20 protein-coding genes are annotated in these 20,608 nt (G+C 73.1%); 6 read left to right on the top strand and 14 right to left on the bottom strand.

What is annotated here, in order from left to right; all coding sequences use genetic code 11:
- Positions 1-5: 5 nt before the first annotated feature.
- The 5 genes from H5V45_RS01630 to H5V45_RS01650 all read right to left on the bottom strand — a co-directional run bounded on the left by H5V45_RS01630 (position 6) and on the right by H5V45_RS01650 (position 6,233).
- Positions 6-2,285 (bottom strand): M4 family metallopeptidase, encoded by a 2,280-nt coding sequence (locus tag H5V45_RS01630; RefSeq protein ID WP_343061373.1) that lies wholly within the window; start codon positions 2,283-2,285, stop codon positions 6-8.
- Positions 2,286-2,476: 191 nt separating this feature from the next.
- Positions 2,477-3,640 carry an acetyl-CoA C-acetyltransferase gene (locus H5V45_RS01635; protein ID WP_185251327.1) on the bottom strand — a complete coding sequence of 388 codons (1,164 nt, stop codon included), beginning with the start codon at positions 3,638-3,640 and terminating at the stop codon, positions 2,477-2,479.
- A complete protein-coding gene (locus tag H5V45_RS01640; RefSeq protein WP_185251328.1) occupies positions 3,633-4,229 on the bottom strand; it encodes a TetR/AcrR family transcriptional regulator in 597 nt (198 codons plus the stop codon). The genes H5V45_RS01635 and H5V45_RS01640 overlap by 8 nt, the downstream gene beginning before the upstream one ends.
- A complete protein-coding gene (locus tag H5V45_RS01645; protein ID WP_185251329.1) occupies positions 4,222-5,025 on the bottom strand; it encodes an SDR family oxidoreductase in 804 nt (267 codons plus the stop codon). Before H5V45_RS01645 ends, H5V45_RS01640 begins: the two co-directional genes overlap by 8 nt.
- Positions 5,022-6,233 (bottom strand): acyl-CoA dehydrogenase family protein, encoded by a 1,212-nt coding sequence (locus tag H5V45_RS01650; protein WP_185251330.1) that lies wholly within the window; start codon positions 6,231-6,233, stop codon positions 5,022-5,024. Before H5V45_RS01650 ends, H5V45_RS01645 begins: the two co-directional genes overlap by 4 nt.
- A 21-nt stretch (positions 6,234-6,254) precedes the next feature.
- On the opposite strand from H5V45_RS01650, the gene H5V45_RS01655 reads away from it, so the two are divergent.
- The 4 genes from H5V45_RS01655 to H5V45_RS01670 all read left to right on the top strand — a co-directional run bounded on the left by H5V45_RS01655 (position 6,255) and on the right by H5V45_RS01670 (position 11,016).
- Positions 6,255-7,796 carry a FadD3 family acyl-CoA ligase gene (locus H5V45_RS01655; RefSeq protein ID WP_185251331.1) on the top strand — a complete coding sequence of 514 codons (1,542 nt, stop codon included), beginning with the start codon at positions 6,255-6,257 and terminating at the stop codon, positions 7,794-7,796.
- A 108-nt stretch (positions 7,797-7,904) separates the two neighbouring features.
- Positions 7,905-9,095: an acyl-CoA dehydrogenase family protein gene (locus H5V45_RS01660; protein WP_185251332.1), complete on the top strand. Its 1,191-nt coding sequence runs from the start codon at positions 7,905-7,907 to the stop codon at positions 9,093-9,095.
- Positions 9,092-10,018: an acyl-CoA dehydrogenase family protein gene (locus H5V45_RS01665; protein WP_185251333.1), complete on the top strand. Its 927-nt coding sequence runs from the start codon at positions 9,092-9,094 to the stop codon at positions 10,016-10,018. Before H5V45_RS01660 ends, H5V45_RS01665 begins: the two co-directional genes overlap by 4 nt.
- Positions 10,018-11,016: an acyl-CoA dehydrogenase family protein gene (locus H5V45_RS01670; protein ID WP_185251334.1), complete on the top strand. Its 999-nt coding sequence runs from the start codon at positions 10,018-10,020 to the stop codon at positions 11,014-11,016. The genes H5V45_RS01665 and H5V45_RS01670 overlap by 1 nt, the downstream gene beginning before the upstream one ends.
- A gap of 276 nt (positions 11,017-11,292) precedes the next feature.
- Here H5V45_RS01670 and H5V45_RS01675 read toward each other — a convergent pair whose 3' ends face one another.
- Entirely contained in the window at positions 11,293-11,946 is a 654-nt protein-coding gene (locus H5V45_RS01675) for a maleylpyruvate isomerase N-terminal domain-containing protein (protein ID WP_185251335.1), read from the bottom strand.
- A 47-nt stretch (positions 11,947-11,993) separates the two neighbouring features.
- A complete protein-coding gene (locus tag H5V45_RS01680; protein ID WP_185251336.1) occupies positions 11,994-12,893 on the bottom strand; it encodes an alpha/beta hydrolase in 900 nt (299 codons plus the stop codon).
- A gap of 34 nt (positions 12,894-12,927) precedes the next feature.
- Between H5V45_RS01680 and H5V45_RS01685 the strand changes: the two genes are divergently transcribed.
- Positions 12,928-13,308, top strand: a complete 381-nt coding sequence (locus tag H5V45_RS01685) for a cupin domain-containing protein (RefSeq protein ID WP_185251337.1) — start codon at positions 12,928-12,930, stop codon at positions 13,306-13,308.
- A gap of 3 nt (positions 13,309-13,311) precedes the next feature.
- Here H5V45_RS01685 and H5V45_RS01690 read toward each other — a convergent pair whose 3' ends face one another.
- The 7 genes from H5V45_RS01690 to H5V45_RS01720 form a co-directional block, all read right to left on the bottom strand.
- The gene (locus H5V45_RS01690) at positions 13,312-14,268 is read right to left on the bottom strand and encodes a hypothetical protein (RefSeq protein WP_185251338.1); all 957 of its coding nucleotides are present in this window, start codon (positions 14,266-14,268) and stop codon (positions 13,312-13,314) included.
- Positions 14,269-14,615: 347 nt separating this feature from the next.
- Complete coding sequence (locus tag H5V45_RS01695) at positions 14,616-15,254, bottom strand: flavin reductase family protein (protein ID WP_246415832.1); 639 nt, start codon at positions 15,252-15,254, stop codon at positions 14,616-14,618.
- A gap of 56 nt (positions 15,255-15,310) precedes the next feature.
- The gene (gene hsaC, locus H5V45_RS01700; RefSeq protein ID WP_221633859.1) at positions 15,311-16,210 is read right to left on the bottom strand and encodes an iron-dependent extradiol dioxygenase HsaC; all 900 of its coding nucleotides are present in this window, start codon (positions 16,208-16,210) and stop codon (positions 15,311-15,313) included.
- Entirely contained in the window at positions 16,210-17,106 is an 897-nt protein-coding gene (hsaD, locus tag H5V45_RS01705) for a 4,5:9,10-diseco-3-hydroxy-5,9,17-trioxoandrosta-1(10),2-diene-4-oate hydrolase (protein ID WP_185251339.1), read from the bottom strand. The genes hsaC and hsaD overlap by 1 nt, the downstream gene beginning before the upstream one ends.
- A 4-nt stretch (positions 17,107-17,110) precedes the next feature.
- Positions 17,111-18,289, bottom strand: a complete 1,179-nt coding sequence (gene hsaA, locus H5V45_RS01710) for a 3-hydroxy-9,10-secoandrosta-1,3,5(10)-triene-9,17-dione monooxygenase oxygenase subunit (RefSeq protein WP_185251340.1) — start codon at positions 18,287-18,289, stop codon at positions 17,111-17,113.
- A 99-nt stretch (positions 18,290-18,388) separates the two neighbouring features.
- Positions 18,389-18,979: a DinB family protein gene (locus H5V45_RS01715; protein WP_185251341.1), complete on the bottom strand. Its 591-nt coding sequence runs from the start codon at positions 18,977-18,979 to the stop codon at positions 18,389-18,391.
- A 30-nt stretch (positions 18,980-19,009) separates the two neighbouring features.
- Positions 19,010-19,864: a helix-turn-helix domain-containing protein gene (locus H5V45_RS01720; protein WP_185251342.1), complete on the bottom strand. Its 855-nt coding sequence runs from the start codon at positions 19,862-19,864 to the stop codon at positions 19,010-19,012.
- A 90-nt stretch (positions 19,865-19,954) separates the two neighbouring features.
- Between H5V45_RS01720 and H5V45_RS01725 the strand changes: the two genes are divergently transcribed.
- Positions 19,955-20,599 (top strand): NAD(P)-dependent oxidoreductase, encoded by a 645-nt coding sequence (locus H5V45_RS01725; RefSeq protein WP_185251343.1) that lies wholly within the window; start codon positions 19,955-19,957, stop codon positions 20,597-20,599.
- Positions 20,600-20,608 lie beyond the last annotated feature (9 nt).

Below are 20,608 nucleotides of genomic sequence, written 5' to 3' on the forward strand. Positions count from 1 at the left end.
CCCGGTCAGCTCAGGTTGAGCGCCGTGTCGTCCAGCACGAAGCTGGTCTGCAGCGAGGCGTCCTCGGTGCCGCTGAAGCTCAGCGTCACCGTGTGGCCCGCGAAGGACGAGACGTTGAACGACTTCAGCACGTAGCCCGTGGCCTTGTTCAGGTTCGAGTACGTCGCCAGCGTGGTCGAGCCGGCCTTGACGGTCAGCTTGTCGTACGCCGACGTCGTGGTCGTCTCGGCACTGTCGATGTGCAGGTAGAACGAGAACGTCGCGCTGCACCCGGCCGGGATGGTGACCGACTGCGACAGCGTGTCGGTGTGCGTGGCGCCGTAGCCGTTGAGCCACGCCTTCCACGAACCCGTGCGCGCCGCCTCGCCGGTGCTGCTGTCCACGACGCCCGTGGACGCGGTCCAGGGAGCCGCGCTGCCGGTCTCGAAGCCGGGGTTGCCGAGCTTCTGGCCGGAGCAGGTGCCACCACCGGAGCCGCTGACGGTGAAGGTGAACGACGTCGAGCCGGTGGCGCCGGCCGCGTCCTTCGCGGTGGCGGTGACCGAGTAGGTCCCGGCCGTGGTGGGCGTGCCCGACACGGTGCCGCTGGAGGCGCCGATGGTGACGCCGGCCGGGAGGCCGGTCGCCGTCCAGGTGTAGGGCGAGGTGCCGCCGCTGGCCGCGAGCGTGAAGGACGAGATCGCGGTGCCGACCGTGCCGGACTTGTTGCCCGGGTTGGTGACCGAGACGGCCGAGCCGCCCGCGGTGCAGGTCGGGTCAGCGGTCTGCGCGGGGACGCTGACGGCGTTCCACGCGGCCTTGACGGCGTTGAACTGGGCGCAGGTGGCGTCCAGGTTCTTGGCTGCGGTCAGCGTCCAGGTGCGGTACTTCAGGTACGACGACGTCGACGTCTTCATCAGCATCGCGTTGTACATGATCTTCATGGCCTTCTGGATCCCGATGCCGGTCAGCGTGGTGCTGTTGCAGGTCGGGCTGGTCGGCTGGCCGTCGGTGGGGTTGGTGCCCTCGGCGAGCAGGTAGAACCAGTGGTTGCCGGGGCCGGCGGCCGAGTGCACCTCGGACGTCGGGGTCGACGACGAGTAGCAGTTGGCGTCGCCCGCGAGGGACGGGTTGTACATGTAGCGGATCGGGCCGCTGCCGACCAGGTTGACCTGCTCGCCGACGGTGTAGTCGGGACGGTCGGTGCCGTTGTTGGCGTACCACTCGGTGGCCGCGCCGAACGTGTCGGCGACGAACTCCTGGGTGCCGTTGCCCGAGATGCCGCCGGGCGTGGTGTCGTCGACACCGTGGCCGAACTCGTGGGCGACCACGTCGATGGAGCCGATCCACTTGCCACCGGTCTGCGTGTGGCCGACCTGGACCTGGGTGCCGTCGTAGTAGGCGTTGACGTCGTTGAGGCCGACCCGGATCGGCACCCAGCCGCCGGAGCCGTTCATGCCGCTGCGGCCGAGCCACGTCGACAGCATCTGCCGCTCCTGCTCGGCGCTGTAGAACGCGTCCACGCAGCCGGTCTCGCGGTTGGTGGCGTCACCGTTGCCCCACGAGTCGTCGGAGCCGGAGAACGTCACGTTCGTCGCGGCGTCCTGGCAGACGAGGGTGGCGGCGTTGCTGTTCTTCATGGAGTACGTCGAACCCGACAGCGTGGTCGGGATCGTCACCGTGCCGGCGTACGCCGAGCTGCCGGTGCCCTCGAGCACGTGCTCCTTGGTGGAGAGGACCTTGCCGGTGAGCGCGTCGACGTACACCGAGAGCCGCGAGGCCTCGCCGGCGCGGGTGCCGGTGACCAGGGTCTCCCAGGCCAGGCGCGAGGCGCCACGCTGCACGACGACCAGGCGGGTGGCGCCGACCTGCGGGCCCTTGACCTGGCGGGCCGAGGTGGCGCGGGCGGCGGCCTTGCCGACCCGCGGCGTCACCGAGGCGAGCCGGGTGGGACGCGTCTGCGCGACCGAGGTGTCCAGCACCTTGCCGCGCGAGTCCGTGACGACGACGAAGTCGCCGCCGATGACGGGCAGGCCGCGGTAGGTGCGGTCGTACGACGCGTACTGCAGGCCCTGGGAGGACTGCACGGGCCGGGCCCGGAAGCCGTCGTGCGCGCCGATGCGCAGGGCGGGGGCGCGGTCGGCGATCAGCTGGCGGGCGGACGAGGTGGCCCGGGCGTGCGCGTCCGCGCCGCTGGGCCGTGCTGCGTGGTTGACCGAGGATGCGTCCGCACCGGTGGGCACGGAGACGATGGCCACCGCCGAGATGAGGGCTGCTGTGAAGCCCCCGGCGACGAGTCGTTTCACACGACACTCCATTCATGAGGGCTCGAGGGAACCCGGATCTGACGAACAGGAATGGTCCGGCCGCGCGCGAGGCGTGCGACAACTTGAACCGTGCGGAGCCTGTTCCTCCGGAAGGTTTGTGGTCAACGGTTCCGGCGTGCAGGACTGTGCAATGCACGGACCTGCAAATGTCTGCGGGAGCGATCCGGCCGTCAGAGACGTTCGACGACGGTCACGTTGGCCTGGCCGCCGCCCTCGCACATCGTCTGGAGGCCGTAGCGGCCGCCGGTGCGCTCGAGCTCGGCCAGCAGGGTCGTCATCAGCCGGGTGCCGGTCGCGCCGATCGGGTGCCCCAGCGCGATCCCGCCGCCGTTGACGTTGACCCGGTCGTGCGGGGCACCGGTCTCCTTCATCCACGCGAGCACCACGGAGGCGAAGGCCTCGTTGCACTCGAAGAGGTCGATGTCGTCGATCGCGAGCCCGGTGCGCGCCAGGGCGTGTCGGGTCGCCTCGATGGGACCGGTGAGCATCCAGACGGGGTCGTCGCCCCGGACGCTGAGGTGGTGCACCCGGGCCCGCGGGGTCAGCCCGTGCTCGCGGACGGCCCGCTCGGAGGCGACGAGCACGGCGCTGGAGGCGTCGCAGATCTGCGAGGCGACCGCCGCGGTGATCCGGCCTCCCTCGGCCAGCGGCTGCAGGCCGGCCATCTTCTCGAGCGAGGTCTCGCGCGGGCACTGGTCGGTGTCGAAGGAGCTGCCGTCGGCCAGGGTCACCGGCGCGATCTCGCCGGCGAAGCGGCCCTCCGCGATCGCGGTGCGCGCCCGGTCGTGCGAGGCCAGTGCGAAGGCCTCCATGTCCTCGCGGGTGATCTCCCAGCGCTCGGCGATCATCTCGGCGGAGCGGAACTGGCTGACCTCCTGGTCGGCGTACCGCGCCCGCCAGCCCGGCGACTCGGCGAACGGCGTGGAGAAGCCGTACTGCTGCCCGACGAGCATCGCCGCCGAGATCGGGATCGCGCTCATGTTCTGCACGCCGCCGGCGACGACGAGGTCCTGGGTGCCGGACATGACCCCCTGGGCGGCGAAGTGGACGGCCTGCTGCGATGACCCGCACTGCCGGTCGATGGTGACGCCCGGGACGTGGTCGGGCAGCCCGGCGACGAGCCAGGCGGTGCGGGCGACGTCACCGGCCTGCGAGCCGATCGTGTCGCAGCAACCGAGGATGACGTCGTCCACGGCACCCGGGTCGACCCCGGTGCGCTCCATCAGCGCGGTCAGCGTGTGGGCGGCGAGGTCGGCGGAGTGGACGCCCGCGAGCGCGCCACCGCGCTTGCCGACCGGTGTCCGCACGGCGTCGACGAGGTAGGCCTCAGGCACAGTGGATCCCTTCCAGGAGGATCGAGAGGTACTGGCGGGCGATCTCGGTGTGGGTCCGCCGGCCCCCGGGGCGGTACCACGACACCGCGACCCAGACGGTGTCGCGGATGAAGCGGTAGGTCAGCTCGACGTCGAGGTCGTCGCGCAGCACGCCGGCCTCGATGCCGTTGCGGAGCAGCGTCAGCCAGACGTCGCGGGACTGCTCGTTGCGCTCGGCGAGGTAGCCGAACCGCTCGAAGGTCAGCAGGTGGGCGGCCTCGTTCTGGAAGATCGCCACCTCGTCGCGGTGCTTGTCGATCGCCTCGAACGAGACGACGACGGCCTGCTCGAGCTGGTCGAGGGGGCCGGCGTCGCTGGCCAGGATCGCGTCGTACTGCCCGAACAGCTCCTCCTGAAAGGTCCGGAGGATCTCGTCGACCATCGACTCCTTGGAGTCGAAGTGGTGGTAGAGGCTGCCGGACAGGATCCCGGACGCGTCCGCGATGTCGCGGACGGTGGTGTTCTTGAAGCCCTTCTCCGCGAAGAGACCCGCGGCGATGGCGAGCAGCTCCTCGCGCCGGGTCGCGCTCCCTTCCGTCGCGTCAGGCATGCTGGCTGCTCACCGAGACGACCTCGCCGGTCAGGTAGGTCGCGTAGTCGCTGGCCAGGAACACCATCACGTTGGCGACCTCCCACGGCTCCGCGGCGCGGCCGAAGGCCTCGCGCTGCTTGAGCTCGTGGAGCAGCTCGTCGGAGGTGACCTTCGCGAGGAACGGGTGCATCGCGAGGCTCGGGCTGACCGCGTTGACGCGGATGCCGTGGGGCGCCAGGTCAAGCGCCGAGCAGCGGGTCAGGGCCATCACGCCGGCCTTGGCGGCCGCGTAGTGCGCCTGGCCCTCCTGCGCGCGCCAGCCGATCACCGAGGCGTTGTTGACGATGACGCCACGACGGCCCGCGGCGACCATCCGGTTGCCGGCAGCGCGCACGCAGCGGAAGGTGCCGGTCAGGGTGATGTCGAGGACCCGGAGCCACTGCTCGTCGGTCATCTCCAGGACACTCGCGGTGCCGCCCAGCCCGGCGTTGTTGACCATCACGTCCACGCCACCGAGCTCGTCGGCCACGTCCAGGAGCGCGGTCACCTGGGCCTCGTCGGTCACGTCGCAGACCAGCTGCCGGACGCGGTCGGCGCCGAACTCGGCCGCCAGCGCCTCCTCCGCCTCGGCGAGGCGCCGCGCGTGGGTGTCGCTGAAGACGACGGCCTTCGCCCCCTCCTCGAGCGCCCGGCGTACGACGGCGGCGCCGATGCCCGCGCCGGCCGCGGCCGTCACGACCACCACCTTGCCCGCCAGCAGGTCGTGGCCGGCGACGTAGTCGGGGACGGGTTGCTCGGGTCGGGTCGCTGTCATCCACGTGCCTCTCGGGGAAGGCCGAGCACGCGCTCGGCCAGGATCGTGCGCTGGACCTCGTCGCTGCCGCCGTAGATCGAGTCGGCGCGCGAGAAGAGGTAGAGCCGCTGCCACGGGTCGAGGTCGTACGTCGAGCCGTCGCCGCGCGCGACCAGGCCGGACGGGCCGGCCACGTCCATGGCGAGCTCGCCGAGCCGCTTGTGCCAGCGCGCCCAGGCCAGCTTGAAGATCGAGGCGGCTCCCCCGCCGGCGGACGAGTCGTCGCCGCCGGTGACGGCGGCGAGGCCGCGCAGCGCGTGGGCGCGCATCGCCGAGAGCCCGACCGTCGCGTCGGCGAGCCGGTCGCGGAGCAGCGGGTCGTCGATCGCGCCGTTCTCCCGGGCGAGCGCCACGAGCGCGTCGAGCTCGCGGCCGAAGGCGACGACCTGGCCCAGCGTCGAGACCCCGCGCTCGAGGCCGAGCAGCCCCATCGCCACGCCCCAGCCGCGGCCGGGCTCGCCGACGACCAGGTCGGCGTCGGTGGTCGCGCCCGTGAAGAAGACCTCGTTGAACTCCGACCCGCCGGTCAGCTGCTCGATGGGGCGCACGTCGACGCCGTCCTGGTCGAGCGGCACGAGCAGGAAGGACAGCCCGTGGTGGCGCTCGGAGCCGGGCTCGGTCCGCGCGATCACGAAGCACCACTGGGAGAAGTGCGCGTTGGACGTCCACACCTTCTGGCCGTCGACCACCCAGTGCTGCGCCCCGGGGTCGCCGACCAGCCGGGCCTTCGTCTGCACGTTCGCGAGGTCGGAGCCCGCGCCGGGCTCGGAGTACCCCTGCGCCCACAGCTCCTCGACCGCCACGATGCGCGGCAGGAAGCGCCGCTGCTGCTCCGGGGTCCCGAACGCGATCAGGGTCGGGCCCAGAAGCTCCTCGCCGAGGTGGTTGACCCGGGCGGGTGCGTCGGCGCGGGCGTACTCCTCGTGGAAGATCACCTGCTGCAGCAGGCTCAGCCCGCGGCCGCCGTGCTCCTCCGGCCAGCCCAGGCAGGTCCACCCGTAGGCGGCCAGGTGCCTGTTCCACGCGAGCCGCTCCTCGAGCGCCTCGTGGTCGCGACCGGCGCCGCCGAGCCCCCGGAGCGCGGCGAAGTCGCCGCTCAGGTGCTCCTCGAGCCAGGCCCGCACCTCGGCGCGGAAGGCCTGGTCCGTCTCGGAGTAGGTCAGGTCCACGAGTGGTAGCCTACCAAGCAAATGCTTGGTCTGGAGACGCTGCCCGCCCTGCTCCGCGACGCCGCGGAGCGGTTCGGCGACCACCCGGCGTACGTCGAGGGCGTCGGCGACCAGCGACGGACGGTGTCGTACCGCGAGCTGCTGCACCTCGTCGAGACCACCAGCGCGACCTACGTGAGCAACGGGGCGTGCTGCGGCGACCGGATCGTGCTGTGGGGCCCCAACAGCATCGACTGGGCCGTCGCGGCCCTCGCGGTGTCGTACGCCGGCGCCGTGCTGGTCCCGGTCAACTCGCGCTACACCGGGCACGAGGTCGCCGACGTCGTGCGGCGCACGGACGCCCGGATGGTCGTGGTCGACGACGGCTTCCTCGGCCGCGACCAGGTGGGAGAGCTGCGCGCTGCCGGGATCGGGGACCCCACGGACCCGAACCGGGACATCCTGCTGACGGTCAGCACGCTGGAGCACCTGGTCGACTTCTCGCAGCAGAACGACCCGATGGGGCACGGGAGCCGCACCCCCGACGACGTCGCCGACATCCTCTTCACCTCCGGCACGACCGGCCGGTCCAAGGGCGCGATGTCGGCGCATCGCCAGACCATCGGGGTGGCGCGGGCGTGGGCGGAGCTCGGCGGCGTGCGGCAGGACGACCGCTACCTCGTGGTCAACCCGTTCTTCCACTCCTTCGGCTACAAGATCGGCATCGTGGTCGGGCTGCTGACGGGCGCGACGCTCTACCCCGTCGCGACCTTCGACCTCGACGCGACGATGGACCTGATCGAGCGGGAGCGGATCACGCTGCTGCCCGGCGCTCCCACGATCTACCAGTCGTTGCTGGGCGCACCGGGCCGCGCCGCGCGCGACTTGTCGTCGCTGCGGCTGGCCGTCACCGGTGCCGCCGTCGTCCCCGTCGTGCTCATCGAGCGGATGCGGGCGTCGGCGCCGGAGGGGCTGGGCATCGACCAGGTCGTCACGGCGTTCGGGATGACCGAGGCCGTGGTCGTGACGATGTGCCGCGAGGGCGACCCGGCCGAGCTCGTGGCGACCACGTGCGGGCGTGCGGTCCCCGGCATGGAGACCCGCATCGACGCCCCCGACGAGCACGGCGCGGGCGAGCTGCTGGTCCGCGGCGACTACGTCATGCAGGGCTACCTCGACGACCCGGCCGCGACGGCCGAGGCGATCGACGAGGACGGCTGGCTGCACACCGGCGACGTCGGCAGGCTCGACGCGGAGGGCAACCTGACGATCACCGACCGGCTCAAGGACATGTACATCTCCGGCGGCTTCAACGTCTACCCGGCCGAGGTCGAGCAGGCCCTGGCCCGGCTGGACGGCGTCGCCGACGTCGCGGTCGTCGGGGTGCCCGACGACCGGATGGGCGAGGTCGGGACGGCGTACGTCGTGCGCGCCGCCGGCGCGAGCCTGACCGCTGACGACGTCATCGCCTTCAGCCGCGAGCGGCTGGCGAACTTCAAGGCGCCGCGGCGGGTCGAGTTCGTCGACGCGCTGCCGCGGAACCTGTCCGGCAAGGTGCTCAAGAACGAGCTGCGCGGTGGCTGAGGGTCTCGATACGCCGCCTCGTTCCTCGGCGGCCACTCGACCGACGACCGACGAGGACCAGTGGACCCCTTCGGCAGCCACTCGACCGACGACCGACGAGGAGGACCAGTGGACCTGAGCCTGTCCGAGACCGAGCTCGCCTTCCGGGACGAGGCGCGCGCCTGGCTGGCCGCGAACGTGCCGGCCGAGCCGCTGCCGTCGATGGACACCGCCGAGGGTTTCGTCGCCCACCAGGAGTGGGAGGCCCGGCTCGCGGAGGCGCGCTGGTCGGTCGTGTCCTGGCCGCGGGAGGTCGGCGGGCGGGAGGCGTCGCTGGTGGAGTGGGTGCTCTTCGAGGAGGAGTACCACCGCGCCGGGGCGCCGGGCCGCGTCTCGCAGAACGGCATCTTCCTGCTCGCCCCGATCCTCTTCGACCACGGGACGCCCGAGCAGCAGCAGCGCTTCCTCCCCTCGATGGCGACGGGCGAGCGGATCTGGGCGCAGGCCTGGTCCGAGCCCGAGGCCGGCTCCGACCTCGCGTCGCTCACGTCGTCGGCCCGGCGCGACGAGGACCGCGGCGGCTGGCTGCTCAACGGGCAGAAGACCTGGTCCTCGCGGGCCGCCTTCGCCCACTGGGGGTTCGGGCTGTTCCGTTCGGACGTCGCCGCCGAACGGCACCGCGGGCTGACCTACCTCCTCTTCCCGCTGGACGCGCCCGGGGTGACGGTGCGGCCGATCGCCCAGCTCGACGGCGAGGCCGGCTTCGCCGAGATCTTCCTCGAGGACGTCTTCGTCCCGGACGCCGACGTGCTCGGCGCCCCCGGGGACGGGTGGCGGGTCGCGATGTCGACCGCCGGCAACGAGCGCGGCCTGTCGCTGCGCTCCCCCGGGCGGTTCTGCGCCGCCGCCGACCGGCTGGTCGAGCTGTATCGGAACCGCAGTGGTTTCGAGACAGGCGCCAGGGCGCCTTCCTCAACCACCGGGGGGGACCACCACCGCGACCGGGTCGTCGACGCCTGGATCGCGGCGCAGGCCTACCGGCTCTACACGTGGGGCACGGTCACGCGGCTCGCGGCCGGGGGCGACGTGGGTGCGGCGGGCTCGGTCAACAAGGTCTTCTGGTCCGAGCTCGACATCGCCCTGCACGAGACCGCCCTCGACCTCCTCGGCCCGGAGGCGGAGGTCGAGTCGGCCTGGCTGGACGGCTACACCTTCTCCCTGAGCGGACCCATCTACGCCGGCACCAACGAGATCCAGCGCAACATCGTGGCCGAGCGGATCCTCGGCCTGCCGAAGGAGCCGCGGGGGGCCGCCCGATGAGGTTCGAGCTCACCGACGACCAGCGCGACTTCGGCGCCTCCCTCGACCGGCTGCTCGCCGGGGCCGACACCGTGGCGGTCGCCCGCGCCTGGGCCGCTGACGACACCGCCCCGGGGCTGGCCCTGTGGAAGCGGCTCGCCGAGCAGGGCGTCACCTCGCTCGCCGTGCCGGACTCCGGCGCGACCCCGGTCGACCTCGTGGTCGCCTTCGAGGCGCTGGGCCGGCACGCCGTGCCGGGCCCGTGGGTCGAGTCCGCGGCGTACGCCCCGATCGCGCTCGGCGAGGACATCTCGGAGCAGGTCGTGACGGCCGCGGTCGCGCCGCACGTGCCGTACGCCCTGGACGCGGACGTCGCCGACCGGGTGCTGTCGGTCCGGGACGGGGCGCTCCTCGACGCCACCGCCGGCGAGCGACGGACCTCCGTCGACCGGACCCGCCGCCTCTTCGAGGTGGCGCCGGGCGAGTCGGCGCCTGCCGGCGACCTCGTTGCGGCGTTCGACTCCGCGGTGCTCGCGACGTCGGCCCAGCTGCTCGGCTGCGGCGAGCGGCTGCTGGACGACGCCGTCGCCTACGTGAAGCAGCGCCGGCAGTTCGGCCGCGAGATCGGGTCCTACCAGGCGGTCAAGCACGCGCTGGCCGACGTCCGCATCGCGCTCGACTTCGCCCGCCCGCTCGTGCTGGGAGCGGCACTCGCCGGCACGACGCGGACCCGGGACGTCGCGGCCGCCAAGGTGGCGTGCGCCGACGCGGCGTACCTCGCCTCGCGCACCGCGCTGCAGGTGCACGGCGCCGTCGGCTACACCGCCGAGCTGGACCTCAGCCTCTGGATCACCAAGGTGCGCGCGCTGGTGACCGCGTGGGGCACGCCGACGCACCACCGCGGCGTGGTGCTGGCGTCGCTGCTCGACGGCGGGGCCGCCTGATGGACTTCGCGCTGACCGAGGAGCAGCAGGAGCTCGCGGCCACCGTCCGCGCCCTGCTGGCGCGGCGGGCGGACTCCGCCGCGGTGCGCGCGGCCGCGACCTCGGTCCACGGCCACGACGAGGCGCTGTGGCAGACGCTCTGCGAGCAGATCGGGGTCGCCGCGCTCGGCATCCCCGAGGAGCTCGGCGGGGCCGGCTTCACGCTCTTCGAGGCCCTGGTGGCGCTCGAGGAGGTCGGGCGCTCGCTGGCGCCCACTCCCCTGCTGGCCAGTCTCGTGACGTCCGAGGCGCTGCTCGCGGGGGCCGACGCCGACGCGCAGGCCCGGCTGCTGCCCCGGATCGCGGCGGGCGAGGTCGCGGCCTTCGTCGACGGGGCGTCCCCCGTCCTCGACGGGGACCGCGCGAGCGTCCTCGTGCTCGCCACGGACGACGGGCTCTTCGAGGTCGACCCGGCGGCCGCCGTCCGCACCTGGGCGCCGTCGATGGATCAGACGGTCCGGCTCGCGAGCGTGGCCGTCGACCCGGCCTCGGCCGGGCTGACGCGGATCGCCGCCGACGCCGGAGCCGCGCGGGCGCGGGCCGCGCTGGTCGGTGCCGTCGGTGTCGCGGCACTTCAGGTCGGCTGCGCCGCCCGTGCGCTGGAGATGACGGTGGCGTACAGCAAGGAGCGCGTGCAGTTCGGCCGGCCGATCGGGTCGTTCCAGGCGCTCAAGCACCGGATGGCCGACATGCTCGTCGAGCTCGAGCTCGGCCGCGCGGCCTCCTGGCAGGCGTCGTACGCCGTCGCGTCGGCCGCCAGCGACGCGGCCCGGCTCGCGCACGTCGCGAAGGCGTGCTGCGGCGACGCGCTGGCGCTGATCGCGGCCGAGACCGTGCAGCTGCACGGGGGGATCGCGATCACCTGGGAGCACGACGCCCAGCTGGTCTTCAAGCGGGCCCACGCCCTGGGCCAGCTGTTCGGGACGGCCTCCGCCCACCGTGCGCTGATCGACCTCTGAGCCCGGAATCCCTGTTTCCACGGGGGTTCCCGGCCCGAATCTCCGGGTTTCCTCAAGGCCGCCGCAATGGTCTGGCAAGGTTCACCGAAGCCCCTTCAGCACGCACGATCGCGCTGCCACGCTGGTCCCACCAGCACGCACCGACCTGAGACGGAGACCGTCGTGACCACTCGCACCGCTCGCCCCGCCGCCGCCACCGCACCCGCCGAGCTGCCCGCCTCCGTCGCCAACCCGCGCCGCGTCACCTGGTCCGGCCTGCCGAAGACCTCCTGACCCTCAGAACGCGGAGACCGGGCCCCCGGCCCGCTCGGTCCGCGCCAGGGCCCGCAGGACGTCGTCCTGGCCGCGCCGGCGCGCGGCCAGCGCCGCGAGCAGCGCGAGCACCGGCTCCAGCACCTCGGGCTCGAAGGCCGGCGTCGGCCGACCCAGGCTGACGGCCAGGTCGTCCGCGTGCACGACCAGCTCCATCAGCCGCACGACCAGGAAGTCGTCGCGCTCCAGGGAGCAGTCCTGCCAGGGGACGTAGACGGCCGGACCGGCCGCCGCGATCGCGGCGCCGAGCTCGGACCGGGAGCGCTCGAGGATCCCCCGCGACTCCTCCACACCCGGGCCGGCCATCTCGTTGAAGTCGTCGCGGATCGAGGTGTTCTCCGGGGCGTCGACGGGCGCGAGCAGCCAGTCGACCCGCTCGAAGTAGTCCGCCAGCGACAGCACCTGCGCGTGCGGCGGCGAGCCGTGGCCGAGGAACGCGACGGCACACTCCGGCTGGCTGACGAGGTGCCGCACCAGCCCGCCGAGGGTCATCCCGGGCAACACCGACTCCTGCTCCCAGCGCTCCGCGACCTCGGGGGCGGCGACGAGGTCGACGAGGGCGTCGACCGCCCGGACGACGGCGGCGTGGTCGAGGGTCCCGGCGAAGGTCAGCGTCATGCGGGGAGGATAGGGCTGCCCGCCGACAGTGGCGAGGCCCGCGGCGCTCAGGTGAGGATCCGCTCCAGGAACTGCACCTGGCGCGCGACCGACTGCTCGAAGAGCTCCCCGACGTAGATGTCGAAGTGGCCGGCGTCGAGCGCGAGCACCTCGGCACGGTCGCCCAGCCGCTCCGCCACCGCGCGCACGGCGCTGACGGGGGCGACGTTGTCGGCCTCGGCGACGACCAGGAACGCCTCGCAGCGCACCTTCGCGGCGTGCCGCACCGGCCGGTTCGCGGCGATCCGCAGGATCCCGCGCGCGCACATCTCGTTGCGGAAGGTCGGCCCCGTGATCGCCTCGTAGCCCGCGCGGGCGCCCGGCGCCGAGATGACCGCGGTCGAGCCCGGGTCGCCGACGACGGGGACGAGGTACGGCGCCCGCCGCGTCAGCGCGCGGGCGGCGTCGCGCAGGCCGGCGGCCGTGAGCGCCGCGGTCTTGCCGGACCCGCTGGTCTCGCGGACCCCGAGCAGTGCGGCCAGCCCGTCCATGGCGGCACCTTGGCTGATCACGCCGTGGACCCGGGGGTCCTGGGCCGCTACGACGATGACGTGGCCGCCGGAGTACGAGCTGCCCCAGAGCACGATCCGCTCGGGGTCGACCCCGTCGCGGGCCCGGGCCGCGGCGATCGCGGCGTGGTAGTCCTCACGGTGGCGCAGGTGGTGCACGTCCTGGCGCAGCGCACCCCCCGACGTACCGAAGCCGCGGTAGTCGAAGACCAGCACGTCGCACCCGGCGGCCGCGAAGCGCTCGGCGAAGGGCAGCAGGCCCGTGTCGCGGGTGCCGCCGAAGCCGTGCGCCATGACGACGCAGGGGCGGCCACGGTCGGTGGCGAGCACGTCGGTGGTGGCGGAGAGGTACCACGCCTCGCACCGGTCGCCGTGGCTGTCGAACGTGATCGTCTCCATGTCTCTCCTTCGTCCTGGGTGCAACAGTGACCCCATGAGCCAACCACTGCGCGTGATCCCGGCCGCGGACCTGGTGCCCGCCGACCCCACTCCCGGGATGCAACGAACGATCGCCTTCGAGGTCCCGGGCCTGTGGGCGGGCCGCCTCGAGACCGAGCCCGGCAGCACCTCGGGCTGGCACCACCACGACGTCAACGAGTCCAGCCTGTACGTCGTCTCCGGCGTCGTCCGCCTGGAGTTCGAGGGGCGGGAGGGCTACGTCGAGGCCGGCCCCGGCGACTTCGTCCACGTCCCCGCGCACACGGTCCACCGCGAGAGCAACCCCGGCACCGACCCCGCCGTCGTCGTCATCGCCCGCGCCGGCGACGGCATCCCCACCGTCAACGTCGACGAGCCGCCCGCGCCGCACGCCTGAGTCTCAGGGAGCCGTCAGCAGCCCCGCCCGCTCGCCGCCGAGCGTGTCGATCCGGGTGGTCAGGTCCCGCTCCCGGTGGGCCAGGCGGACCCGGACCTCGTGCACCGTGGCGGCCGCCCCGTCGGTGCGCCGGGCGGCCTGCGTGATCCGGTCGCGCACGGCCCAGTCGCTGAAGATGTTGTCGAACCAGACGTCGAACGCCTGGGTCAGCCCGTCGACGGACAGGCCCTGCACGACGGCCTTCACCCCGACGTCGGCGAGCTCGGTCGAGAGGTGCCGCAGCGCGCCGTCGGCGTCGTGGAGGAGCCGCTGCGCCTCGTCCATCCGGTTGTACTTGATGGCGTCGGTGATCAGGCCGCCGCCCAGGAAGGTGTCGTACGTCGCCCAGTCGCTCGCCGCCCCCAGCTTCCGGCGGACCCGCTCCAGCGCTCCGGCAGCCGCCTCCCCCGCGGCGATCGCCTCGCGCACCTCGGTGAGCTCCGCGAGCGCCCCCGCCACCTCGTCCGCGAGGGCGACCAGGCGCTCGCCGGCCGGACCGGGGACGGACCGCAGCCAGAGCTCCTTCGCGGCCATCGCCTTGTCCAGGGCACCGTCCACGTCGCCCAGGGCCGCGAGCTCGGCCTCGGCCCGCACGACCTCCTGCCGGCAGACCGCCGCGGACGACTCGGCCCGCGCCACGGCGTACTCCGCGACCTGCTGCTCGGCCCGCTCCCGGTCGAGCTCGGTGTCCCGTGCGCCCCGCAGCGTGGCCCAGATCCTCGTGGGGCTGAACGTCTCCAGGGCCCGCACGTCCGCCTGCTCGTCGGCCAGCCCCTGCCGCGCGGCCGCGACTGCCTGCTGGGCCTCGGCCTCCGCGGCCGCGGCCCGGGTCAGCCGGGCCCGCACCCGGTCGTGCTCGCGCACCGCCGCCAGGGCGGTCTCGAGCTCGCGGTGGACGGTGGCGGCGTCGTCGTTCGGCACCCGCCGCACCCTACGCGCGCGGCGCCGGGGTGGCGGTGACCTGTCACCCGTCGCGGGGGCGTCGCCGGTTGATCACCCACTGCCCGGCGGGCCTCACGGTGGCCGCGTCGCCGCCATGACGCGGGAAGCACCCGACACGCCGGCCGTCGGGTGCTTCCCGCGTCGTGGCGTCCTCGCGCCGGCGCGGCCTTGGCCGGCGGTGACCTGGCCACCGTTCCCGGGCCCCAGCAGGTGGCTGACCCACCGCCCACCCCGCACCGCCCGGTGGCGGTGACCTGTCAACCGTCGCCCCGGCCCGCAGGTTGACCACCCACCGCCCGACCGCGTCCCGCACCAGCACCGCCACCTCAGTCGGTGGAGCGGTACTCCCCGCGGTAGAACAGCAGCGGCTCCTCGGGGCCGGCCGCGGCGAGCTCGAGCACCCGGCCGATGACGATGAAGTGGTCGCCGGCCTCGTGCACGGCGTGGATGGTGCAGTCGACGTGGCCGAGGACGCCGTCGAGGACCGGGGAGCCGGTGGCCTCGGAGGGGCGCCAGGTGACCGAGGCGAACTTGTCGACGCCGCGCGAGGCCATCGTGTTCGAGAGGTCGGCCTGGTCGGCGGCGAGGAAGTTCACGCAGAACTTGCCGGACCGCTGGATCAGCGGCCAGGCGCGCGAGGTCTTGGCGGGGACGAACAGCACCAGGGGCGGGTCGAGCGAGACGCTCGAGAAGGACTGGCAGGTCAGGCCGACGGGCTGGCCGCCGCTGGTCGAGGTGACGACGGTGACGCCGGAGGCGAAGCGGCCGAGCACGTCGCGGAACCGGCGGGCCGCGGCGACCGCGGCCGGGTCGTCGCTGTGCACGCCGCTCGACTCGCCGGGGCGGAACTCGAAGTCCACGTCGACGTCGCCGAGCCACGAGTTGATCAGGTCCGGGCTGGGCCAGGTCTCGCGTGCGTCGGGGTTCATCCCCTCCGGGATCTCCCGGCTGGCCTCCGAGCTCATGCGTCCCACGGTAGTCACTGCGTCCGGGTCACGGTGTGCGGGTCACTGGTCACGGGTCACTGGCCGCCGCCGAAGTCGTGGCCCCAGTACGACACGGCCGTCGACTCCCGCGCCACCCAGCGGTCGTCCTGCACCGTCAGCCCGTCGGTGCCGAACTCGATGTCGAAGCCGCCGGGCGAGCGCACGTAGAACGAGATCATCTCGTCGTTCATGTGCCGCCCGAGCGTGGCGGACAGGGGGGCCCGGTGCTTGCGGACCCGCTCCAGCGCGCGACCCACGTCGTCGAGCCGGTCGACCTCGAGCATGATGTGGACGCACTTCGACGGGTTCGGCATCGGCAGGAACGCCAGCGAGTGGTGCCGCGGGTTGACGCCCAGGAAGCGCAGCCAGACCTTCGAGCCGGGCTCCTTGCCCACGAACTCCCCCGGCATGCTCATCGAGTCGCGCAGCCGGAAGCCGAGCACGTCGGTGTAGAACCGCAGCGCCTCGACGTCGTCGAGCACGGGCAGCACGATGTGGCCCATCCCCTGGTCGCCGGTCACGAAGGTGGCGGCGTACGGCGTGACGACGGGACGCGACTCGTAGGTGATGCCGTGGAACAGCTCGAACACGTTGTCCCACGGGTCGCTGAAGCGGACCAGCTCCTGCACGCGTCGCTCGGCGAGCTCGTCGGCGGAGCCCTCCTCGAACGCGACGCCGGCCTTCTGCAGGTGCTCGCGGGCCTCCTGCAGCGCCCGGTGGTCGGCGAGCTCCCAGCCCACGCAGCTCAGCTCGTCGACGTCGGACGGGACGACGACGAGGCGGGCGGAGACCTGGTCGATGCGCCAGTACTGGTGGTCGGGGTTCGGTCCTCGTCCCTCGGCGAGCCCGAGCACCTTGCCGGCGAAGTGCTGCCACTGCGACGGGTCGGTGCTGGCCACGCGGACGTAGCCCATCGACTTCACGTCGATCGTCATCAGCGGCTCCGCTCGACGTGGCGGGACAGGAAGGCGGTGGTGATCTCGGCGAACTCGTCGGCCGCCTCGATCTGCGCCCAGTGCCCGCAGTTCGGGAAGACGTGCAGCTGGGCCTTCGGGATCAGCTTGAGCGCGACCATCGCGCCGTCGAGCGGGTTGACGCGGTCCTCGCGGCCCCAGGTCAGCAGCGTGTGCTTGCGCAGCCGGTGCGCCTCGCGCCAGAGCATGCCGTCCTCGGCGGTGTCCGGGTTCCAGAACGACATCCCCATCGAGCGCATCGCGTCCTGCGCGCCGGGCGCGGTCGCGTCGGCGAAGCGCTCCTCGACGAGCTCGTCGGTGACCAGCGACTGGTCCACGACCATGGTCGAGATGAACGCCCGAAGCTTCTCGCGCGTGGGGTCGCCGCCGAAGTCCATCAGGCGCTGGACACCCTCGGTGGGGTCGGCGTGGAAGAGGTTCAGCGAGAGCCCGCCCGGGCCCATCAGCACCAGCCGGCCGACCCGGTCGGGGTGGCTCAGCGCCAGCCGCATGGCGGTGCCGCCGCCGAGGCTGTTGCCGAGCAGGTGCACGCGCTCGATGCCGAGCTCGTCGAGGAGGCGTACGACGAGGTCGGACGAGAACCGGTAGTAGTTGCCGACCACCGGCGGCTTGTCCGAGCCACCGAAGCCGGGCTGGTCGACGGCCAGCGTGCGGAACGACGAGGCGAAGCGGGGCATCGCGGGGCCGAAGTTCGACCACGCGGAGGCTCCCGGCCCACCGCCGTGCAGCAGCACCAGCGGCAGCCCGCCGCCGGTCCCGCTCCCGGACCCGGCCTCGTAGTAGTTCAGCGTGACGTCGCCGGCCTCGGCGGTCTTGACCGCGACGGAGCGGCGGGCCGACTCCTGGGTGATCGTCATCGGGTCAGTACATCCCCGGGTCGACCTTGTGGCCGAACTCGTGGGCGCCGTACATCTGCAGCGCCCGCTCCGGGTCGTTGGCCGCGTGCACGCGACCGGCGTGGGCGTCGCGCCAGGCGCGCTGGAGGTAGGTGCCCTCCGCCAGCGCCCGGCCGCCCGACGCCTCGAAGAGCTGGTCGATCGCGTCGATGGCGCGCTGGCTGCCGATCACCTGGTCGCGGCGCACCTTGAGCCGCAGCCCGAGCGGGATCTTCTCACCGCGCTCGACGTGCGCCTGCTCCTCACGGATGTTGTTGGTCAGCAGCGCCCAGGCGGCGTCGATCTCCGAGGACGCGCGGGCGATCCGGACCGCGGCGAAGGGGTCGAGCGACGCCTTCTCGCCGAGGTACGCCGCGCGGGTGCGCTTCTGCTGCATCTCCACGTGCTCGGCGTACGCGCCCATCGCCATCCCGATGATCGGCGTCGTGATCGTGCCGGTGAAGATCGAGTGGAAGGGCAGCTTGTAGAGGTCGGAGGTGTTCTGCTCCTGGCCGGGGCCGAAGCAGCGGCCGGTGTCGCCCATCGACAGCGTGAACGCCTCGGGGACGAAGACGTCCTCGACGAGGATGTCGTTGGAGCCGGTGCCCTTGAGCCCGACCATGTGCCAGACGTCGACGATGGTGTACTTCTCGCGCGGCACCATGAAGGTCCGGAAGTCGACGACCTGCCCGTCCTCGTTGAAGACGAGGCCGCCGAGCAGCACCCAGCTGCAGTGGTCGCAGCCGGACGAGAAGCTCCACTTGCCCGACAGCGTGAAGCCGCCGTCGGTGAGGACGGCCTTGCCGGTGGGGGCGTACGACGAGCTCAGCCGGGTCGAGGTGTCCGAGCCCCAGACCGCCTGCTGGGCCTCGTCCGAGAAGAGCGCCACCTGCCAGGGGTGCACCCCGACGACCGCGGACATCCAGCCGGTGGAGCCGCAGGCACCCGCGATGTCGCGGACGGCGGTGTAGAAGTCGATCGGGTCGGCCTCGTGGCCGTCGAAGCGCTGCGGCTGGAGCATCTTGAAGAAGCCGACCTCGTCGAGCTCCTTGACCGAGGCCTCGGGCACGACGCGCAGGCGTTCGGCCTCGTCGGCGCGCTCGCGGATCGAGGGCAGCAGATCGCGGACTCCGTCGAGAACAGCCTGGGACTGTGAGCTCGCCATGGGACTTCTCCTGTCGTGGTGGACAGGACCAATACTAGAACACGTTCTTGTTTTGGTCGAGACTGCGGGCCGACTCGCCACCGGCGGGTCGCCCGGCCCTCACCCGTCGGCACCCCGGGTGGCCGCGGCCGCCGCCTCCACGCGCGCGACGTGCGCCGGCCAGTCGTAGTCGCCCGTCATGTTCGCGTCCTGCGCGAAGCGCCCCGCCGCGCCGTCCAGGCCCTCGCGCAGGATGTCGGCGTGCCCGGCGTGCCGGCAGGTCTCGGCCACCATGTGGACGAGGATCTGGTGCAACGTCACCTGGCGTCGCTCCGGCGCCCACCAGGGCACCTCGCCGACGGTGTCGAGGTCGCACGCGGCGACCGTGTCGGCGGCCATGGCCCAGGCGCGGTGGTAGAGCCCGACGACGTCCTCGCGGGTCTCCCCCGGCGTGACGTAGAGGTCGTCGTTCATGTCCGCGCCGTCCGCGTGCCAGGGCAGCTCCTCGCCGTGCGGGCGCCCGAAGGTGTCACCGAAGTAGCCCAGCTCGACGCTGGCCAGGTGCTTGACGAGGCCGAGGAGGTTCGTCCCGGTGGGCGTGAGCGGGCGGCGCACGTCGTACTCCGGCAGCCCCTCGAGCTTCCACACCAGCGCCTCGCGCGCGTTCTGGAGGTAGTCGAGCAGGGTGTCCTTCGGGTCCGCGATCGTCATGACCGACACCCTGCCACCACCCGCGGCCACTCAGCCGGCGCGGAACGAGCGCCGGACCTCGCTCGGCAGCGCACCCGCCCGCTGACGGAAGAACTTCGTGAAGTTGGAGGCCTCCCCGAAGCCGAGGTGCTCCGCGATCCGCCCGATGCCGAGCTCGCCGTGCGCGAGCAGCCGCCGCGCCTCCAGCATCACCCGCTCGTCGACCAGCTCCTTGGGGCTCTGCCCGGTCGCGGCCCGAGTGGCGCGAGCCAGCGTGCGGGTGGAGTAGCCCAGGCGGGCGGCGTACGCCGTGACGTCGCGCTCGCTGCGGAAGTGCCGCTCGACGTCGTCGACCAGCTCGTCGAACACCGGCGAGCGCACGCGTCGCGCCTCGTCGGCCCGTGACGAGAAGTCCAGCAGCGTGGCCGCCAGCAGCAGCCGCAGGACCGCGGCGCGCGTGGCCCCCGCCAAGGGGCGCGGATCCTCGGCCACCGCCACCAGGTCACGGACCCGTCGGGCCAGCGGCGCCGCCGCCTCGCCGACGAGGACGGGCGAGCGGGGCCGGTCGAGCACGTCGCCGCACTCCGGGACCGCGTCGAGGAAGGCGGCCTCGAAGATCACCACGGTGCCGTCGTACGCCGTCATGTCGCCCCACTGGTGCACCTGCCCGGCCCGCGCCCACAGCACCGAGCCCGGCGGGAGCGCGACCTCCTCGAAGTCCACGAGGTGCCGGCCGGCGCCCTCGTCGACGACGACCAGGAAGTGGAAGGCGAGACGCTGCGGCCGCCGGAACTCCTCGGCGGGCGCCCGCTCGCGCAGGTCGGCCACGGACATCACCTCGCAGCCGGGGACCTGCCCCATGCCGGCCGCGAAACCCACGCGGCGGATCGGCTCGTCGTGTCGCACATCCACCATGCTACGTCGCACGCAGACCCGGTCCCGTGCGCGTCGGCGACCTACTTTGAACAGGTAGGACCATCCACGAGAGGAACCACCATGACCAGCATCGCCATCTTCGGCGGCACCGGGTACGCCGGCGGCCACATCGCCCGCGAGGCCGTCCGCCGCGGCCACGACGTCACGTCGTACACCCGCTCCCTGCCCACCACCCCGGACGCCGGGGTCGACACCCGCACCGGCTCCCTGCACGACGCCGACCTGGTCGCCCGGGTCGCCGCGGACGCCGACGTGGTCGTCGTCGCGACCCACGCGCTCGGGGGCGAGGACCCCGACCTGCTCCAGGCGCTGCCCGCCCTGCGCGACGCGGCCCTGGCCTCCGGCACCCGGCTCTCCTTCGTCGGCGGCGCCGGCAGCTCGCTGGTCGCACCGGGCGGCCCCCGGCTGCTCGACGGCGACGACTTCCACGAGGACTGGAAGCCCGAGGCCACCGCCCACGCCGCGGTCCTGGACGCGCTGCGCGCGGACGAGTCCGCGCTGGACTGGTTCTACGTCAGCCCGGCAGCACTGTTCGGCGCCTGGGCCCCCGGCGAGGCGACCGGTCGCTACCGCACCGGCGGCGACGTCCTGGTCACCCAGGCCGACGGCACCTCCGAGATCTCCGGTGCCGACCTCGCCGTCGCGTTCGTCGACGAGATCGAGCAGCCCAAGCACACCCGGCAGCGGTTCACCGTCGGGCACTGAGTCCGCGAG

Source organism: Nocardioides luti (assembly GCF_014212315.1).
In the GTDB taxonomy this organism is placed as follows: Bacteria; Actinomycetota; Actinomycetes; order Propionibacteriales; family Nocardioidaceae; genus Nocardioides; species Nocardioides luti.

Coding starts and splice junctions, on each gene's coding strand:
- H5V45_RS01670 (WP_185251334.1), top strand. CDS start 10,018: ATGGACTTCGCGCTGACCGAGGAGCAGCAGGAGCTCGCGGCCACCGTC.
- hsaC (WP_221633859.1), bottom strand. CDS start 16,210: ATGACGATCGACGTGAAGTCGATGGGCTACGTCCGCGTGGCCAGCACC.
- H5V45_RS01645 (WP_185251329.1), bottom strand. CDS start 5,025: ATGACAGCGACCCGACCCGAGCAACCCGTCCCCGACTACGTCGCCGGC.
- hsaA (WP_185251340.1), bottom strand. CDS start 18,289: ATGGCGAGCTCACAGTCCCAGGCTGTTCTCGACGGAGTCCGCGATCTG.
- H5V45_RS01640 (WP_185251328.1), bottom strand. CDS start 4,229: ATGCCTGACGCGACGGAAGGGAGCGCGACCCGGCGCGAGGAGCTGCTC.
- H5V45_RS01685 (WP_185251337.1), top strand. CDS start 12,928: ATGAGCCAACCACTGCGCGTGATCCCGGCCGCGGACCTGGTGCCCGCC.
- H5V45_RS01715 (WP_185251341.1), bottom strand. CDS start 18,979: ATGACGATCGCGGACCCGAAGGACACCCTGCTCGACTACCTCCAGAAC.
- H5V45_RS01725 (WP_185251343.1), top strand. CDS start 19,955: ATGACCAGCATCGCCATCTTCGGCGGCACCGGGTACGCCGGCGGCCAC.
- H5V45_RS01655 (WP_185251331.1), top strand. CDS start 6,255: ATGCTTGGTCTGGAGACGCTGCCCGCCCTGCTCCGCGACGCCGCGGAG.
- hsaD (WP_185251339.1), bottom strand. CDS start 17,106: ATGACGATCACCCAGGAGTCGGCCCGCCGCTCCGTCGCGGTCAAGACC.
- H5V45_RS01680 (WP_185251336.1), bottom strand. CDS start 12,893: ATGGAGACGATCACGTTCGACAGCCACGGCGACCGGTGCGAGGCGTGG.
- H5V45_RS01695 (WP_246415832.1), bottom strand. CDS start 15,254: ATGAGCTCGGAGGCCAGCCGGGAGATCCCGGAGGGGATGAACCCCGAC.
- H5V45_RS01675 (WP_185251335.1), bottom strand. CDS start 11,946: ATGACGCTGACCTTCGCCGGGACCCTCGACCACGCCGCCGTCGTCCGG.
- H5V45_RS01665 (WP_185251333.1), top strand. CDS start 9,092: ATGAGGTTCGAGCTCACCGACGACCAGCGCGACTTCGGCGCCTCCCTC.